14 protein-coding genes and 1 riboswitch are annotated in these 16,554 nt (G+C 74.5%); of the genes, 7 read left to right on the top strand and 7 right to left on the bottom strand.

The window, feature by feature from the left end:
- Positions 1 to 55 precede the first annotated feature (55 nt).
- Complete coding sequence (locus tag IH61_RS0107245) at positions 56 to 778, top strand: ribonuclease H family protein (RefSeq protein ID WP_031066659.1); 723 nt, start codon at positions 56 to 58, stop codon at positions 776 to 778.
- 29 nt (positions 779 to 807) lie between these two features.
- Here the strand turns inward: IH61_RS0107245 and IH61_RS0107240 are convergent, their stop codons facing one another.
- From IH61_RS0107240 to IH61_RS0107220, 5 genes are all read right to left on the bottom strand, one after another.
- The gene (locus IH61_RS0107240; protein WP_031066657.1) at positions 808 to 1,197 is read right to left on the bottom strand and encodes a hypothetical protein; all 390 of its coding nucleotides are present in this window, start codon (positions 1,195 to 1,197) and stop codon (positions 808 to 810) included.
- A 139-nt stretch (positions 1,198 to 1,336) separates the two neighbouring features.
- On the bottom strand, positions 1,337 to 2,731 hold the full coding sequence (locus tag IH61_RS0107235; RefSeq protein WP_158844753.1) for a hypothetical protein: 1,395 nt from the start codon (positions 2,729 to 2,731) through the stop codon (positions 1,337 to 1,339).
- An 84-nt stretch (positions 2,732 to 2,815) separates the two neighbouring features.
- Complete coding sequence (locus IH61_RS40480; protein ID WP_037971843.1) at positions 2,816 to 3,385, bottom strand: PH domain-containing protein; 570 nt, start codon at positions 3,383 to 3,385, stop codon at positions 2,816 to 2,818.
- A gap of 121 nt (positions 3,386 to 3,506) precedes the next feature.
- Positions 3,507 to 4,283 carry a CbtA family protein gene (locus IH61_RS0107225; RefSeq protein ID WP_031066654.1) on the bottom strand — a complete coding sequence of 259 codons (777 nt, stop codon included), beginning with the start codon at positions 4,281 to 4,283 and terminating at the stop codon, positions 3,507 to 3,509.
- 14 nt (positions 4,284 to 4,297) lie between these two features.
- On the bottom strand, positions 4,298 to 4,507 hold the full coding sequence (locus IH61_RS0107220) for a CbtB domain-containing protein (RefSeq protein ID WP_031066652.1): 210 nt from the start codon (positions 4,505 to 4,507) through the stop codon (positions 4,298 to 4,300).
- Positions 4,508 to 4,543: 36 nt separating this feature from the next.
- Positions 4,544 to 4,682, bottom strand: a riboswitch (cobalamin riboswitch).
- A gap of 119 nt (positions 4,683 to 4,801) precedes the next feature.
- On the opposite strand from IH61_RS0107220, the gene IH61_RS0107215 reads away from it, so the two are divergent.
- The gene (locus IH61_RS0107215; RefSeq protein ID WP_031066649.1) at positions 4,802 to 5,371 is read left to right on the top strand and encodes a histidine phosphatase family protein; all 570 of its coding nucleotides are present in this window, start codon (positions 4,802 to 4,804) and stop codon (positions 5,369 to 5,371) included.
- On the opposite strand, the gene IH61_RS0107210 is transcribed toward IH61_RS0107215, so the two are convergent.
- Entirely contained in the window at positions 5,368 to 6,045 is a 678-nt protein-coding gene (locus IH61_RS0107210; RefSeq protein WP_031066646.1) for a hypothetical protein, read from the bottom strand. The genes IH61_RS0107215 and IH61_RS0107210 overlap by 4 nt on opposite strands.
- A 337-nt stretch (positions 6,046 to 6,382) precedes the next feature.
- Positions 6,383 to 7,765 carry a hypothetical protein gene (locus IH61_RS0107205; protein ID WP_031066645.1) on the bottom strand — a complete coding sequence of 461 codons (1,383 nt, stop codon included), beginning with the start codon at positions 7,763 to 7,765 and terminating at the stop codon, positions 6,383 to 6,385.
- Positions 7,766 to 7,956: 191 nt separating this feature from the next.
- On the opposite strand from IH61_RS0107205, the gene IH61_RS0107200 reads away from it, so the two are divergent.
- The 5 genes from IH61_RS0107200 (at position 7,957) to IH61_RS0107180 (ending at position 16,553) form a co-directional block, all read left to right on the top strand.
- Entirely contained in the window at positions 7,957 to 8,667 is a 711-nt protein-coding gene (locus tag IH61_RS0107200; RefSeq protein ID WP_031066643.1) for a helix-turn-helix transcriptional regulator, read from the top strand.
- Between the two features lie 181 nt (positions 8,668 to 8,848).
- On the top strand, positions 8,849 to 12,037 hold the full coding sequence (locus IH61_RS0107195) for a DUF11 domain-containing protein (RefSeq protein ID WP_051836450.1): 3,189 nt from the start codon (positions 8,849 to 8,851) through the stop codon (positions 12,035 to 12,037).
- Positions 12,034 to 12,777, top strand: a complete 744-nt coding sequence (locus IH61_RS0107190) for a DUF4255 domain-containing protein (RefSeq protein WP_031066638.1) — start codon at positions 12,034 to 12,036, stop codon at positions 12,775 to 12,777. The genes IH61_RS0107195 and IH61_RS0107190 overlap by 4 nt, the downstream gene beginning before the upstream one ends.
- Entirely contained in the window at positions 12,774 to 14,864 is a 2,091-nt protein-coding gene (locus IH61_RS0107185) for an AAA family ATPase (protein WP_234327065.1), read from the top strand. Before IH61_RS0107190 ends, IH61_RS0107185 begins: the two co-directional genes overlap by 4 nt.
- A gap of 141 nt (positions 14,865 to 15,005) precedes the next feature.
- A complete protein-coding gene (locus IH61_RS0107180) occupies positions 15,006 to 16,553 on the top strand; it encodes a phage tail sheath family protein (protein ID WP_031066633.1) in 1,548 nt (515 codons plus the stop codon).
- Position 16,554: the final 1 nt, after the last annotated feature.

Here is a 16,554-nt window from a genome sequence, read left to right as displayed (position 1 = left end):
GGCGGTGACCACGGGGTGAGCCGGCGGGTTTTGTCTCCGGGTGCCCCGGCCAGGCATGATCGGGGGCATGGTCGAACGAGTCATTGCAGCGTGTGACGGAGCAGCCAAGGGCAACCCCGGCCCGGCGGGCTGGGCCTACGTGGTCGCGGACGCCGCCGGGGTGCCCCGGCGCTGGCAGTCCGGGGCGCTCGGGCACAGCACCAACAACGTCGGCGAGCTGACGGCGCTGCGGGAGCTGCTCGCGGCCACCGACCCGGCGGCGCCGCTCGAGGTGCGCCTGGACAGCACCTACACCCGCGACTCGGTCACCAAGTGGCTCAAGGGCTGGAAGCGCAACGGCTGGAAGACGGCGGCGGGCAAGCCCGTCGCCAACCAGGAGCTGATCCAGGCGATCGACGCCCTGCTGGAGGGGCGGGACGTCACCTTCGTGTACGTGCCCGCCCACCAGGTGGACGGCGACCCGCTGAACGCCATCGCCGACAAGGCCGCCAGCGACGCCGCCCGCACCCAGGAGGGCGCGGGCGGCACCGACGCGGACCTGCCGGTGCCCGACCCGGCGGCGGCCGCCCCCGCCCGGCGCGCCGCCCGTCCGTCCGGCGGCGCCTCCTCCGGTACGACGACGAAGCCGGCCGGCAGCAAGGGCGGCGGAGGCTCCCGTACGCTCTCCGCCCGCTTCCCGGGCACCTGCCCCTGCGCCCGCCCGTACGCCAAGGGCGACAGGATCACCAAGGTCGGCGCAAGCTGGGGCCACCCGGAGTGCGCCGCCGCCCACGCCTGAGCCCGCGCGATCCGCCGGAGTCCGGGAGCTCACAGCGCCGCGAACAGCGGCTCCAGCAGCTCCCGGACGCCCCGCTCGTCGGCGAGGGGCGACACCTCCAGCACCGTCTCCGGGTCGGAGGAGAGCAGGGTCACCACCCGCGCCCCCGCCGGCAGCAGCCGCAGGAACCCGGCGAGGGTGGCGGCCCACACCTCCGGGTCCCCGTCCTCCAGGAGCAGGTGGCCGTCCCCGAAGTAGCAGCCCTGGCGGCACATCCCGTCGAGGTCGACGGAGAAGCTCAGGTACGTCTGCTCGCTGACGGCCGAGCAGGGCCGGCTGACGCGCAGCCCGGGGAGCCGTTCGCGCAGGTACGCCTCGACCTCGTCGAGTCCGAGGTACCAACGGGTGCCGGGCGCGGCGGCGAGGTGGATGTCGTCCACCGATGGTCCTTCCGTACGGACCCGTCCCGCACGCAGCACGGCCGGCCGCGGGGAGCGGCCGGCCGTGGCACGGGGGGCGGGGGAGGGGAGGGGGCGGTCAGCCCCGATGGGTCGGCCCCGGAGGTCGGCCGGGGCCGGATCAGGCGGCGGAGGCGTCGCCCTTCTTCTGCGCGATCTCCTTGATCTCGGCGAAGGTCAGGCCGAACCTGTTGTACATGATGGCCTGCTCCTGCTGCATCCCGGCCGCGGACAGTTCCTTGAGCTGGGCGTCGGTCAGTGGCGTGGGCTGGTCCGCGCCACTGCCGAACGCGGGGCCCGAGCCGGGGAACTCCCCGCCGCGGGGCGTGCGGAAGCCGTCCATCGCGAGGGTCATGAGGGTGTTCCGGAACTCTGCCACGCTCATCTTCGTCGCCCCGGCGGGGGCGTCGACGGCCGGCGAGGTCCGGTCGAAGGCGAGCCGCACCGGGAAGGTGACGCCCGGGCCGGCCTTGGGCTCCAGCTGCGCCGCGTCGAAGTCGACGGAGGACAGCGTGCCGTCCTTGAGGTACAGGTCGACCCCGACCTTGCCCTCGGGGACGCCGGTCGGGTCGAGGGCCAGGAGCCTGTCGAGCTGCCCGGGGAACTTGGCGGTCAGCGGCTTGACGGCCTTGGAGATCTCGTCGAGGACCTGGCGGCCGGGGGCGCTCACCCAGAGGTGGTCCTTGCCGTCCTTCCTGCCCTTGTCCTCGACGGTGACGGTGCGCTGGAAGACGTCCTTGAGCGTGTTGAACAGCTCCTTGGACGCCTCCGGGTCGACGGTGGGAGCCTCGCTCGCGCCGGCGCCGCCCTTGGCCGCGTCCGACTTCTTGGCCTCGTTCGCGAACTCCTGCAGGTCGAAGGTGACCCACTTGCCGGCCAGCACGTCCCGTGCGGCCTTGAGGTCGGAGTTCAGGTTCCGGCTCAACTCGTCGACGGTGGACTCGTCCCCGCCGACCAGCTTGACCAGGCCCTTGGCGTCCACGTGCAGGTACGCCTGGGCGTCGACCTGGCGGTACTCGACGAGCTTGGTGCCGGTGCGGTCGGCCAGCGCGTAGGAGACGCGCAGCGACTTGTCGGGCGTGAACTCCTTGCCCTTGGTACGGGCGTTGCGGAAGGCGTCGAGGTCCTTGAGCGGCTTGTCGGCGGACATGGCGACGGTGAGCTTGAGCCCCGAGAGCTGCTGGGCGGCCTCCGGCTCGGTGGGCGCGTCCGTGGCCCGGCCGAAGGCCAGGACCTGCTCGGGCGTCGCCTCGACGGAGAACGTCACGCCGAGGGACTTGGCCTCGCCGATCCTGTCGAAGGCGCCGGACGCCTTCTCGGCGGCGCTGAGTTCCTTGGCGGTGCCGCAGGCGGTGAGTCCTGCGACGAGTGTCGCGGCGACGGCCACGACGGGTGTCGCACCGCGAACGGTCTTGCGGATGGCGGTGTTGATGGTGACTCCTGTGCTGCCGGGCCCGACCCGACGGGCCCGGCCACCCCTCCCCTGGATGTGCAGCGCGTGCAGCGCCGTACACATGTGATCACACTACCAACAAGATGGCGTGCGAATTTTTGGCCCGGATTTTAACGATCGTGTACCGGAACCGAGTTGGCCGCCCCCTCAGGCAGCACTGGCGAGCGCGACGGCGACGAATATCCCCAGGGCGAGCACGAGCCCGATGATCAGGCCGATGACCTGCGGCGACAGCTTGTCCCGGAGCGTCCGCGGCGGCTGGATCCGGCTGCCCGGGTGGGTGCTGTGCTCCCACCACTGGACGACCTCCTGGAACTGCTGTCCGAAGTTCGGGTTCGGGTACATGCCGCTGCTGGCCACCCCGGGCAGCGTGCGGCGCTTGCCGGCCGGAAGGTGGATGCGGGCGGCGTACGAGGAACTGCCGCGCGACCTGGTCTCGCGGACGTCGATCCACCGGATCTCGTGCCACGGGTAGGTGCGGCCCTGCCCGAAGCCCCAGTTCAGGGTGATACCGGCCCGGCCGACCGAGGTCCAGCTGCGGTAGCTGAGGTACATGGCGGGGAAGGCGAGCAGTGCCGTCAGGCCCACGACGAAGAAGAGCCCGGCGGCGCCGAGCTTGATGGCGGCGAAGACGCCCTCGACGGCCAGGAGGGCGGCGGCCGTCACGAAGGCGGAGGGACGGAACAGATCCTTCCCCCGGTAGATCGGTTCGTTCACGCCAGGCACACTACGCCCGGACTCTCCACCCCTGGAAGGGGGGTGGGCGTTAAGAAGGAGCGGGCCGGCCGGGGCGAGGTGGTCGCCCCGGCCGGCCCGGTCGTGCGGGTGCGCACCGTCCTCAGTGGACGGGCGCGGCCGCCTCCTGGGAGGTCTCCCGGGTGGCGGCGGCGGGCTTCGGGTTCAGCAGCCGCTCGGCGAGGTGGCCGAACAGCAGGCCGAAGGAGGCCCAGAGGGTGAGCTGGATGGCGAGCGCCGCGAGGCGGAACTGCCAGAGCAGCGTGGCGGGGAAGTCCGCGGGGACTTCGTTGACCGCAGGCAGGAACGCGTACGCGATCCCGACCAGGACGGCGAAGCCGAGCACGGCGACGACCGTCGCGTACCAGTTGCCCAGGCGCGGCGCGAGCCACCGGCCGGCGATCACCGCGGCGACCGCCAGCAGCACGCTGAGCACCATCATCAGGAAGTACAGCGTGGTGCGCTGACCGATCGTGTCCGGGTCGCCCACCGACGGCGGGTTGGCCGGGTACTTGAGGAACGGCACCACGTACACGGCGACCAGCGCCGCCCCGGAGAGCAGGGCCGCGGTGGCCCGGGGGGTGAAGCGGCCGACGCGGCCCAGCGCGAAGCAGTACGCCAGCGCGGCGATGCCGCCGAGCGCGAGCCCGTAGAAGAGCACGCCGGTCGCCAGGCCGGCGGTCGACTGGAGGGTGCGGCTGAACACCTCGACGGACGGCCCGTCGCCGTGGTCGTGCGCGGCGTGCCCGTCCTCGTAGGCGATGGCGGAGTCCACCCTGGGTTCGCCCAGCAGGTAGGCGACGATCAGGGCGACGACCCCGGATCCCAGGCCCGCGAGCATGCCGCGCACGAGCAGGGATCTGACGGTTGCGGAGTTCACTTGACGGCCCCCGGTCAGTGGCAGGGGAAGCCGAGCAGGTGCCGGCCGTCGTGCACCCACTCGTGCACGTCCTCGCCGGAGATGAGGGAGGTGGCGCCCTGCTCGGCACCGATGAAGTAGAGGACGGCCATCAGCAGGATGCCGAAGAACACGGCCCAGGGCAGGATCGCCTTGACCGAGATGGGGGCGATCGCCGGGGCGGCGGGCGCAATGGGGTGAGCCATGGTGGATCTCCTTTCGGGAACACGCGTCCCGTTCGTTGGAGCACGGACGACGGGGGCGGGTCTGACTCACCGGACCGCGAACGGACCGGACTCACAGTGGCGCGACCGTGCCGGTTTCCCACCGGACTTCCACACACCGTCGTCTTGAGTTGTCGCCCGGAAGGTACCGTGTCGCGGGCACACTGCCAAGGGGCCCCGCGCCGGCGCTGAGCAGGTCCGAAGGGCTCGCCGGGGGCGCGAAATCTCCTGTGCACACGGACGAGGGCCGCATCCCGGGGCCCGGGAGGACGGCTGATGACCGCACACGTGATCTTGATCGCACCGGCGATCGGAGCCGACCTGCGCGAGGCCCGCTTCGGCGGCGACGGCCCGCCCGAACCCGCCGCGCTCGCCGCCGCCCGTACGGCCGCGGGCGCCCTGGCACCCGTCGCCCGGGCCTGGACGGGGCCCGCCGAGCGCTGCCGCCGCACCGCCGAGGCGCTCGGCCTGGAAGCCGAACCCGCGGGCGCGCTCTCCGACCTGGACACCGGGCGCTGGCGCGGGCTGCGCCTGGACGAGGTCGCCGCGAGCGACCCCGCCGGACTCGCAGCCTGGCTCGCCGATCCGGACGCCGCGCCGCACGGGGGCGAGTCCGTGGGTGCGCTGTGCGCGCGGGTCGGCGCCTGGCTGGAGGAGCGGTCGGCGGAGGGCGGCCGCTCGGCGGCGGTCGCGGAACCGGCGGTGGTGCGCGCCGCCGTGGTGCACGCCCTCGGCCTGCCGGCGGCGGCCTTCTGGCGGCTCGACGTCCGGCCGCTGTCGGCGACGGAGCTCACCGGCCGCTCGGGGCGCTGGAACCTGCGCTGCGGGCGGGAGTTGCTCTCCTAGCGCCCGCTGAGCGTCCGTCGGGCGGCGCCGAGGATGAGCGCCGCCCACAGCACGGCCAGCCCGGGGACGGCCCACAGTGCCGCGCCGCTGAACGAGGTGTCCTCGCCGGTGCTCACCGGCGGCACCCAGCCGGAGGGGTCGACCAGCACCTGGCCGCTCTGCCCGACCGAGCGCTCGGAGGAGCAGCCGTCGCCGCTGAAGCGGGCGTGCGGCAGCGGGAGCCCGTCCTCGCGGCGGATGTCGCAGGACCAGCTGACCCGCCCACTGCGGTCCGTCGCGCGGTGGGCGGCCGTGATCACCACCGCCGTCCTCTCACCCCGGTGCTCGATCAGCTGGGCGCGCAGGGCGGTGGTGGGCAGCGCCAGCATCAGCACGCCCAGCGCCACCGCCGGCCAGAGCAGCCAGCCCTTGGCCCGTACGAGCATGGTCGCGATCAGCGAGCCCATCAGCACCAGGACGGCGGTGATCGCGCAGACCGGCAGGTAGTCGGGATTGGTGCCGACCGCCATCAGCCCGACGATCAGCACGGGCGCGCCGAGCGCCGTCACCAGCGCGGTGCGCAGCACGGTGCGCGGCGCCGGCTCCCAGCCCTTCGGCCGCCGGGGCCGCTTGGGCGGGCGGACGACGCCCTCGGCGAGCGGTCGCTTGCGTTTGCGGTTCGGTCTGCTCGCCATGGCTGTTCCCCGTCGGGTGGTGCGTGAGCTGGGACAGCACAGTGTGCCGCCGCACCCGGGCTGCCGGAAGACCGGGTGCGGCTGTGATTCCTGCTGCCATTCGCGGTGCCATCCGCCGGTGCCGTTCGCGGTGTCACTCGCGACCGAGCCCGCTCTCGGACGGGGGCAGGGTTACTGCCGGGTAGGGCAGAGTTGTTGGCCCTCAAGGGCAGTGGCGGGTAGCCCCGGAGGGCAGGTGGGCGGGTTGGGGCGGTTTGGAGGGATGCGTGGAGGTGATGTAGGGATGATCGCGTGTTGACATGGTCACAGGATGTAGGGGGAGATACCGGTGGAACGCTCAGTTGCCCCGGGGGAGGTCGCTCAGCGTTCCACTGATGTTGACGAGTTCGTGGCAGGACGCCGCCTGGGCTCCCGAGGCGGGAGTACCGGGGGACTCGCAGGTCACGTTCGCCGTCACGGCCTGGTCCTCGGAGACCCGGATGGGAGTCACCCAGTGGTAGTCCTGGTTGCGGAAGGTCTCCAAGGCGATCGTGGTGATCGTCAGATCGCCCGCCTTGATGGTCAACAGTCCTTGGTCGCCTTGGAAGTTGGCCACGACGATGTCCGTGATGTCCAGGACCTTGCCGTGCGGCACCGGGTAATTCCCCGCCGCCGTACCGGCGTTGGCGGTCTGCACGTCGATCGTCCCGTTGATCTGTGCCCCGCCGCCGCCCCCCTGCGAACCCGGGCCGGAGCCTCGGCCGCCCGGAGTCGGCTGCCCGGCGGCCGGCTTGCCCGCGCTGCCCGGAGTGGCACCGGCGGACGGGACGGGCGGCGCGCCCTCGGCGGGAGGGGCGGGCACCGGAGCGGCGGTCTTCTGGGCGACGGCCTGCTCGGCGGCCTGCTTCGCGGAACTGCGCACCGCCGGGCGGACCAGGGCGAACCAGGCCAGCAGCAGGGCGATCAGCGCCGCCAGCAGCGCGAGCAGCCACCTGGGGAACACCGGGAGTTGGACGAACTCGCCGTCCAGGGCAGCCACCGGCGTCTGTGCGGACTCCGGAGTCTGTGCGGACACCGGGGCCTGGGCGGACGCCGGGGCCCCGGCGGGGGAGTCCCCCTCCTTCGCCTTGGGAGCCTCCGGACCGGCCTTGACCTCGAAGGGCCAGGTGCTCGGCTTCCCGAACCAGATCAGCTTGCGGGCCCGCGCCTGCACCCGCACCTCGCCCGCAGCGCCCGGCTCCAGGCGCAGCTTCTCGGGGGTGACCCGGAAGCGCAGGTCCTCACCGGCCTGCCCGGGGGTGAGGACGACGGTGGTCGGCGCGTTGCCGAGGTTGCGCACCGTGGCCCGGTAGCGGGCGCGCAGCCAGCCGCGGCGGCGGCGCGGCGCCAGGGCGGCCCGCAGCTCCTGGAAGGGCAGCACGGTGACCGTGGCCTCCGGCACGGTGGCCAGCTCCGGGTGCTCCACCGGCAGCACCCGCACGCCGAGCGGGAAGTCCCCGGCCCGCGCCTCGGGCGAGCGCGGGGGCGCCAGACGCACCGTCACCGTCTCGGAGGTGCCCGGGTAGAGCGACACCCGGGCGGGCTCGACCGTCGTCCACGCGGCGCAGTCGCCGACGACCTCCAGCGTGTACGCCTCGACGATGTCGAGGTCGTTGCGCACGGTCAGGGTCGTGGTGGCGGTGCCACCGGGCGCCACTGTCAGTGCGGCCAGGGCCAGTTCGGCGGATGCGGATGCGGTCATAGCGCGACGGTAGGGCCGCCGCCCGGCCCGGCGAGAGGCCCGCGCGGGCAAGCCGCGGGCACATCCCCTTGCCCGCGCGAGCCGCGAAGACCGCACAGACCCGAATGACCCCCGCCCTACCGTGCGGCCCGCGCCACCGTCCGGCGGCGGGCCGCCGCCAGCACATGTCCCCTGGATAACGGAGTAGACGAATGACGCAGATCGACACCTCCCGCGAGGAAGCCGCCACCCGGACCGCGAGCCCGCGCGTACCCGTCCAACTGCGCGGCCGGCAGGCCCAGATACGGGTGGCCGTGTACGCCGAGGACCTCATCCTGCAGACCGGCGTGGTCCAGCAGCTGCGCCAGCGCCCCGAAGTGGAACTGCTCAGCGAGGCCGAGGCGCAGGCCGGCCGGGCGGAGGTCTCCCTGCTGGTGGTCGACGCCCTCACCGAGGCCGTGACCGAGCACCTGCGCCGGCTGCGGCTCGCCACCAGCGGCCGGATCGGCCTGGTGGTGGGCCAGTTCGAGGCGGGCGGGCTGCAGACGATCGTCGAGTGCGGGGTGGCCGCGGTGCTGCGCCGCGCGGAGGCCGACCAGGACCGGCTGGTGCACCTCATCACGGCGCTCGCCGCGGGGGAGGGCGTGATGCCCGGGGACCTCCTCGGTGAACTGCTCGACCGGATCGGCACCCTCCAGCGCACCATGCTCGACGGGCGGGGCCTGACCCTGTCCACTCTGACGGCCCGGGAGGCGGAGATGTTGCGGCTGGTCGCGGAGGGTTTCGACACCAGCGAGATCGCCGCCAAGACCTCCTACTCCGAGCGGACCGTCAAGAACGTGCTGCACGAGATCATCACCCGCCTCGGCCTGCGCAACCGGGCGCACGCCGTGGGGTACGCGCTGCGGCGCGGCCTCATCTGAGGCCCGGCCGCCCAGGCCGCCCCGCCCGGTCCGGCTCCGTCCCGGGCCCGACCCGCCCTGCCCGATTGCCCTGGGGGGCCAGCGATCGTTTCCCCCGGCTCGGGCGCCCCGGCCCTGCCGCCGGGCGCCCGGGCCGGGGAGACTGCGGGGAGATTGCCCCTGACACCCTGTGAGGTCGAGCGTGGTCCGCGCCACCGATGCCCCCCGCCCCGTCCGCTCCGTCCGGCGGCGTCCGGCCCGGGTCATCGGCGCGGTCCTGCTCGCCCTCGCGGCGGCCCTGCCGGTCCTGGGCATCGCCGCCCCGGCGGGCCCGGCGCCCACCGTCCAGGCGGGCGCCGACCAGGACGCCGGGCGGATCGTCTTCGCCGGCACCGACCACCGGGGCCTGGCCCGCGTCACCGGGGCCGCCGACAGTGCCCCGCTGTTCGGGCCCGGCCCGGTCCACTTCGACCGGGACCCGTCCGCCCGAGGCGACGACCTGGTCTTCACCAGCCTGCGCGACAGCCCCCTCCCGCAGGTCTACCTGCGCGACGCCACCGGCTCCGTCCGCAGGCTCACCACCGGCATGGACACCGCCCACCCCGCCCTCGCCCCGGACGGCAAGGGCGTCGTCTTCGAGGCCGTCGAGCCCACCGGCCCCGGCGGCGGGCCCCAGCACGTCCTGTGGGCCGTCGAACGCGACGGCACGGGCCTGCGCCGCATCACCGACGGCAACGCCGACGAGACGCACCCGACGGTCTCCCCGGACGGCCGCTGGATCGCCTACTCCTGCACCGGGGACCCGCAGCACCGCCAGATCCACCTGCGCCCCTTCACCGGCGGCGCGCCCGTCAGGATCACCAACGTGCCCACCGGCGACGCCGTCGACCCGGCCTGGAACCCCGTCGGCGATGACGCGCACCGCAACGAGATCGTCTACACCTGGGACCAGGGCCCCGGCCAGGGCCGCACCCTGATGGTCACTTCGCCCACCGGCGGCGACAAGCCCTTCTTCCGCGCCACCGGCTCCACCTGGAAGACCGGCTCCGCCGCCTGGCTCGCGGACGGCACGGGCGTCCTGTTCCTCAGCGCCGACCAGCTCACCCCCGGGCCGCCGTCCGCCGTGGTGAACCTCTACCGCGCGCCGACCTGCTCCTGCGAGGCGCCGAAAGTCCTCTACAGCGCCGACCGGTTGATCGCCACCCCGGCCTGGCTCGGCCCGCAGAACGGCGGCGGACCCGTCGTCGAGCAGACGAGCGCCTCCGCCGCGAACGTCGCGAACGTGGAGGACATCCGCCCCGACGGCAGCGACCCGCGCGACCTCGGCATCACCGTCCTCAAGGAGGACCCGGCCGCCGCCACCAACACCGACCCCAACCCCGCCGCCGACCCCCTCTTCCACCCCCGCCCCGGCTTCGACCCCTGGTTCGAGCGCCAGTCCTACACCCCGGACGGCCGCCGCCTCGTGGCCACCCGCTACGAGGACGCGCCCGGCGGCGGCCGCACCGAACGGATCTGGCGCGCCGACGCGGACGGCACCGGTCCCGAGCCGATGGCCCTCGCCGGCCGGGGCCCGCTCGACCGGGACACCGACCCCGCCCTCTCCCCGGACGGCCGGCGCGTCGTCTTCAGCCGCAGCAGCCCCACAGGCCCCGGGCGCCTGCTGATCGCCGACGCCTCCACCGGCGCGATCCTCGCCACCGTCACCCCGCCCGCCGGGCAGGAGGCGGCCTCCGACGCCGAACCCCACTGGTCCCCGGACGGGAAGCTCATCGCCTTCGCCCGTACGGCCGTCGTCGACGGCAACGCCGGCAACCTGCACATCTGGACCGTGCCCGCCGACGACCCCGCCCGCCAGAAGGACCTCAGCCGGGCGATCTGCCCCGGCACCTGCGCCGTCATCGACGACAGCCCCGTCTTCTCCCCGGACGGCCACCGCCTCGCCTTCAACCGCCGGGCCGGCAACGGCGGCAACAACCGCCAGGACGGCCTGGTCGTCACCTCGCCGACCGGCACCGACTGCACCGTCGTCCTGCCCACGGGCCTCGGCCCCGGCGCCTGCACCCGGCCGCTGCCCGAGACGCCCGACACCGGCCCCTTCCAGCCCCGTGACACCGCCTGGACGGCCGACGGCGCACGGCTGGTGCTCACCACCCGCCGGGCCCTGGCGCCCAACTCGCCCGAGCAGCTGGCGGTCTACGACTTCGGCGCCCGCACCCTCACCCCGATCACGCAGCGGCTGCCCGGGCGCCAGAAGGAGCCGTCCGTCCAGCAGTCCGTCCACCTGGCGCTCGCCGCACCCGCCCGCACGCCCGAGGTGCGCGTCGACAACGGCACCGAGGTCACCGTCACCGTCGTCAACAAGGGCCCCGCGCCCTCGCCCGGCACCGTCCTCACCGTCTCGGTGCCCACCGGCGCCCGGCTCGGGCGGCTCACCACCCCGGTGGGGCGCTGCGACGCCGGGACGCTGCGCTGCGAACTGGGCCTGCTGGGGCCGGGCCAGGAGGTCCGGATCGGCGCCACGCTGATCGGGACCCTGGTCGGGCCCCGGGAGTTCGGATGGGGCGTCACCGGGGCGGTCGTCGACCCGGACCCGGGGGAGGGGGCCGCGCGGACGGTGCTGCCCGTGATCGCCGATCCGCCGACCTCGCCGCCGGTGACGACACCCCCGCCCACGACGACACCCCCTCCCACGCCGCCCGCGCCGCCCACGACCACGCCGCTCCCGCCGCCGCCCGTACCCCTGGCGGGCCCGGGTGTGACGGTCGAGGCCCAGCCCAACCCCGGTTACGTCGGCGGCCACGTCACCGTCACCTACACCGTCCGCAACGACGGCCAGGCCCTCGCCACGGGCCTGCGCCTCACCCTCGGCCTGCCGCGCGGCGTCCCCACCGAGGCCCTGCCGCCCGACTGCCGCACCGACGGCAGCTGCCGCCTCGCCGACCTGGCCCCCGGCCGCAGCCAGAGCGTCCAGGTCGTCCTCTCGCCCAAGGCCGCCCTCGACACCACCATCACCGCCGAACTCACCACCACCGGCACCGACGCCACCCCCGGCCCCCACCGCGCCAGCACCCCGCTGCGCATCCTCCAGCCCCGCATCGTCGCCGTACCGCCCATCGGCAAGCCCGGCTTCGTGACCTCCGTGCGCGGCATCGACTTCCCGCCCGGCGCCCCCGTCACCCTCACCTGGCAGCCCGGCATCACCGCCTCCGCCGCGCCCACCCGCCCCAAGGGCGACGGCACCTTCGCGGGCCAGCTCCTGATCCTCCCCAAGGACGAGACGGGCCCGCGCACCATCACCGCCAGCGGCCCCGGGTTCTCCCCGGTCACCTGCCCCTTCCTCGTCGTCGAGGGCAGCATCGGCCCGCCCGGGGAGGTGGAGCGGCGGTGATCCACGAGGTCGACGAGGCGCTACGCCTCCTGCTCGCCGAGACCGGGCTGCCCGAGCGCGGCGTCGAGATCGTCTTCGACGCGCCCACCCGGGACTTCGCCGCCCGGCGCAACGCACCGACCGTCAGCGCCTTCCTCTACGGGCTGCGCGAGGACACGGGCCGCCGCCAGTCCGGCACCGTCGCCGAGCACGACGCGGACGGTCTGGTCCTCGCCCACCACGGCGCGCCCCGCTGGTTCGAACTGGCCTACCTGGTCACCGTCTGGACCAACCGGGCCCAGGACGAACACCGGCTGCTGGCCGAGGTGCTGCAGTGCCTGACCGCCGTCGACGCCCTGCCCGCCCGGCTGTTGACCGGTACCCTCGCCCGCCTCGGCCTCACCGTCACCCTCGACATCGCGGGCCGGGACACGGGCCTGCCCTCGGTGCCCGACGTGTGGTCCGCGCTCGGCGGCGAGCTGCGGCCCTCGATCGACCTCCGGGTCCTCGCCCCGCTGGCCGGTGCCCGCATGCCGGTGGGCCCGCCGGTCACCGAGGGGCTCGTCGCCCGGGTCTCCGACACCGCCGGTACCGCAGACACCGCCGGTACCGCAGACACCGCTGGTACCGCCGGTACGGAGGCTCCGGGGCGCCGGCTGCGCTACGACGGCGCCACCGACCCCGGCGCGGACGGCTTCGCCGCGCCCCGCGAACGCCCGCTGCCGCCCGGCCGCCGCCCGCGCGGGAAGGCCCAGTGGTGAGCCCCGACACGAGCCTGTGGGAGCGGCTGCGCGAGGTCGAACGGCGGGTGCGCGAGGCCGTGCGCGCACGCCGCGCCGACGACCCGGACCCGGACGACCCGTACCGGGGCCAGTACCTCGCCCCGGAGGCCGTCGAGCGCATCCTCGCCTCCGACGCCGCCCTCCGCACGGCCGAAGCGACGGCCGGAGCGACGGCCGGACCGGCAGCCGGAGCGACGTCGACCGAGCCACCGCCCCCCGGCTCACGCCTCGCCCGGCTGGCCGACGCCTTCGGCCTGCTCCCCGTCGACCTCGACCTCCTGACGGTCGCCCTCGCCCCCGACCTCGACAGCCGCTTCGAGCAGCTCTACGGCTACCTCAACGACGACCTCACCCGACGCCGGCCCACCATCGGCCTGGCCCTCGCACTCTGCGCCCTGCCGAGCGCGGGAGCCGGCCGCTTCCGCCTCGCGGCCCGGGCGCCGCTGGTCGTCGGGGGCCTGCTGGAGGTGGCCGACCCCGAACGCCCGCTGCTCTCACGGGAGTTGCGGGTGCCCGACCGGGTGGCGGCGCACCTGCTCGGCGACGACGAACCGGACGCCGCGCTCGCCGGGATCGCCCGCCGGGCCGCCCCGGCGGCGACCGAGGGCGGGCTACGGGCCGTGAGCGGCTTCACCTACCTCCTCGACCGCTCCGGGCACGCCGCCGCGCACGCCCTCGCCGCCCTCGCGGCGGACGGCCCGCCGCCCCTGGTCGTCGACGCCGCCGCCCTCGCCGCCCACAGCCACCGCGACCTCGTACGGGCACTCGCCCGCGAAGCGCGCCTCACCGGCGCCGGCGTGGTGCTCGGCCCGCTCGACCGGCTCGAACCCCAACGCCCCGAGCGCGCAGCCCTGTTGCGCGACCTGTGCGCCCGACTCGCCGGTGTCCCGCTGATCGTGCACGGTCCCCAGACCTGGGACCCGGCCTGGGCGCACCGGAGCCCCGTCACGCTCACCCTCCCGCCGCCCGACACCCGGGAACGCGCCCGGCAGTGGGCCCACGCCCTCGCCGCCGCCGGAGCCGAGCCCGGCGAGGAACGCGCCGACGAACCCACTGTCGGGCTCACCGACGAACTGACCGACGAGCTGGCCGAGGCCGTGGCCGCCCACCGCCTCGACCGCGAGCAGCTCGAACGCGCCGCCTCCCTGGCCGTCCGCACCGCCGCCGCCGAAGGCCGCGCGCTGCGCCCCGACGACCTGCGCGCCGCCGTCCGCGCCCAGAACGCCGCGGGCCTGGCCCGCCTCGCCCGCCGCATCGAACCCGGCGTCGGCTGGGACGACCTGGTCCTCCCCGCACCCACCGCCGGCCGCCTGCGCGAACTCGTCCTGCGCGCCCGCCACCGCGACCAGGTGCTCGGCAGCTGGCGGATGCGCCCCGGAGGCGGGCGCGGACACGGCGTCATCGCCCTGTTCGCCGGGGAGTCGGGCACCGGCAAGACCATGTCGGCCGAGGTCGTCGCCGCCGAACTCGCCATGGAGCTCTACGTGGTGGACCTGTCCACCGTCGTCGACAAGTACGTCGGCGAGACCGAGAAGAACCTCGAACGCGTCTTCACCGAGGCCGCCCAGGTCAACGCCGTGCTCCTCTTCGACGAGGCCGACGCCCTCTTCGGCAAGCGCTCCCAGGTCAAGGACGCCCACGACCGCCACGCCAACGTCGAGACCGCCTACCTGCTCCAGCGCCTGGAGTCCTTCGACGGCATCGCCGTGCTCACCACCAACCTGCGCGCCAACCTCGACGAGGCGTTCACCCGCCGGATCGACGTCATCGCCGAGTTCCCGCTGCCCGACGAGACCCAGCGGCGCCTGCTGTGGGACCGGTGCCTGGGCCCCCACCTGCCCAGGAAGGACGACCTCGACCTGGACTTCTGCGCCCGCGCCTTCGAACTCAGCGGAGGCTCCATCCGCGCCTGCGCCGTCTCCGCCGCCTACCTGGCCGCCGGAACGGGCACCCCGCTGGGCATGGCGCAGCTGGTCGCCGCGATCGTCGGCGAGTACCGCAAGCTCGGGCGGCTGGTGCTGGAGAGCGAGTTCGGCCCGTGGCTCGGCGTCCTGGAGGACGGCTGACGGGTGCGCCGGAGGTTGCCCCGCAGGTGCCCGGCGGGGCAGTTGACCTTGCCCCCGGTCCGGGACTCCGGGACATGTCCCCGGGCCGCGCGCCACAGCAGACTCGGGGGCGAACGACCGGCCACCCGAAGGAGCGCGTATATGCCGTCGTACCTCACCCCGGGCGTGTACGTGGAGGAGGTCCAGTCCGGTGCCCGGCCGATCGAGGGCGTCGGCACGGCCGTCGCCGCGTTCGTCGGCTTCGCCGAGTCCGGCCCCTTCCACGAGCCCACGCTCGTCACCAACTGGGACCAGTACGTCCAGCGGTTCGGCGGCTTCACCGAGGGCACCTACCTCGCCCACGCCGTCTACGGCTACTTCGCCAACGGCGGCGGCTCCGCGTACGTCGTGCGCGTCGGCGACCCGGCCGCGCGGCAGGCGGCGGGCGGTGCGGCGGGCAGTGCCCAGGTCGCCGCCGCGCCGCAGCCCGTCGCCCTCGCGGGCTTCCTGTTCGCGGCCCTGCCGGGCGCGGGCGGAGAGGTCAGCGTCGAGATCGCCGACGTCGAGGGCGAGAACGTCCCCGAGGACCGTTTCCGCGTCCTGGTGCGCAAGGGCACCGAGGTCGCCGAGACGTACGACGTGTCGACCCGGAAGAACACCAAGGGGTACGTCGTCACCCAGCTGCGGGAGTCCAAGCTCGTCGCCGTCACCGAGCAGCCCGGCATCGCGCCGAGCCGCCCCGAGCGCCAGACCCACGCGCTGCCCGCCGCGCCCGCCCCCGTCGCCGCCCCCGCAGGCCGCCTCGACGCCGCCGAGTACGTCGGCGACGCCGCCGCCCGTACCGGGTTCTCCGGCCTGGAGGCGATCGACGAGATCACCATGGTCGCCGTCCCCGACCTGATGAGCGCCTACCAGCGCGGCGACCTCGACGACGAGGGCCTGCGCACCGTGCAGCTCGCCGTCATCTCCCACTGCGAGCAGATGGGCGACCGGATCGCCGTCCTCGACCCGCCGCCCGGCCTCAGCGCCCAGCGGATGCGCACCTGGCGCAACGACGAGGCGGGCTACGACTCCCGCTACGCCACCGTCTACTACCCGTGGATCAAGGTCTTCGACCCGGCCGGCGGCCGCAACGTCCTCGTCCCGCCCAGCGGCCACGCCGCCGGGGTCTGGGCGCGCAACGACGCCGAGCGCGGCGTGCACAAGGCCCCCGCCAACGAGGTCATCCGGGGCGCGGTCGACCTCGAACTGCGGCTCAGCAAGGGCGAACAGGACCTGCTGAACCCCATCGGCGTCAACTGCATCCGGGCCTTCCCCGGGCGCGGCATCCGCATCTGGGGCGCGCGCACTCTCTCCTCCGACCCCGCGTGGCGCTACCTCAACGTGCGCCGACTGTTCAACTACCTGGAGGAATCGATCCTCCTGGGCACCCAGTGGGTCGTCTTCGAGCCCAACGACGACCGGCTCTGGTCCAGCATCCGCCGCAACATCACCGCCTTCCTCACCGAGGAGTGGCGGCGAGGGGCCCTGTTCGGCCAGACCGCCGCCGAGGCGTTCTACGTCAAGTGCGACCGCGACAACAACCCGCCGGAGTCCGTGGACCTCGGCCAGGTCGTCTGCGAGATCGGGGTCTCGCCGGTGAAGCCGGCCGAGTTCGTGGTGTTCCGGCTGTCGCAGTTCTCCGACAGCACGAGCCTCGTCGACGAGTGAT

This window comes from Streptomyces sp. NRRL WC-3742, assembly GCF_000720635.1.
GTDB lineage: Bacteria > Actinomycetota > Actinomycetes > Streptomycetales > Streptomycetaceae > Kitasatospora.
This window is presented reverse-complemented; position numbering and strand designations above follow the sequence as displayed.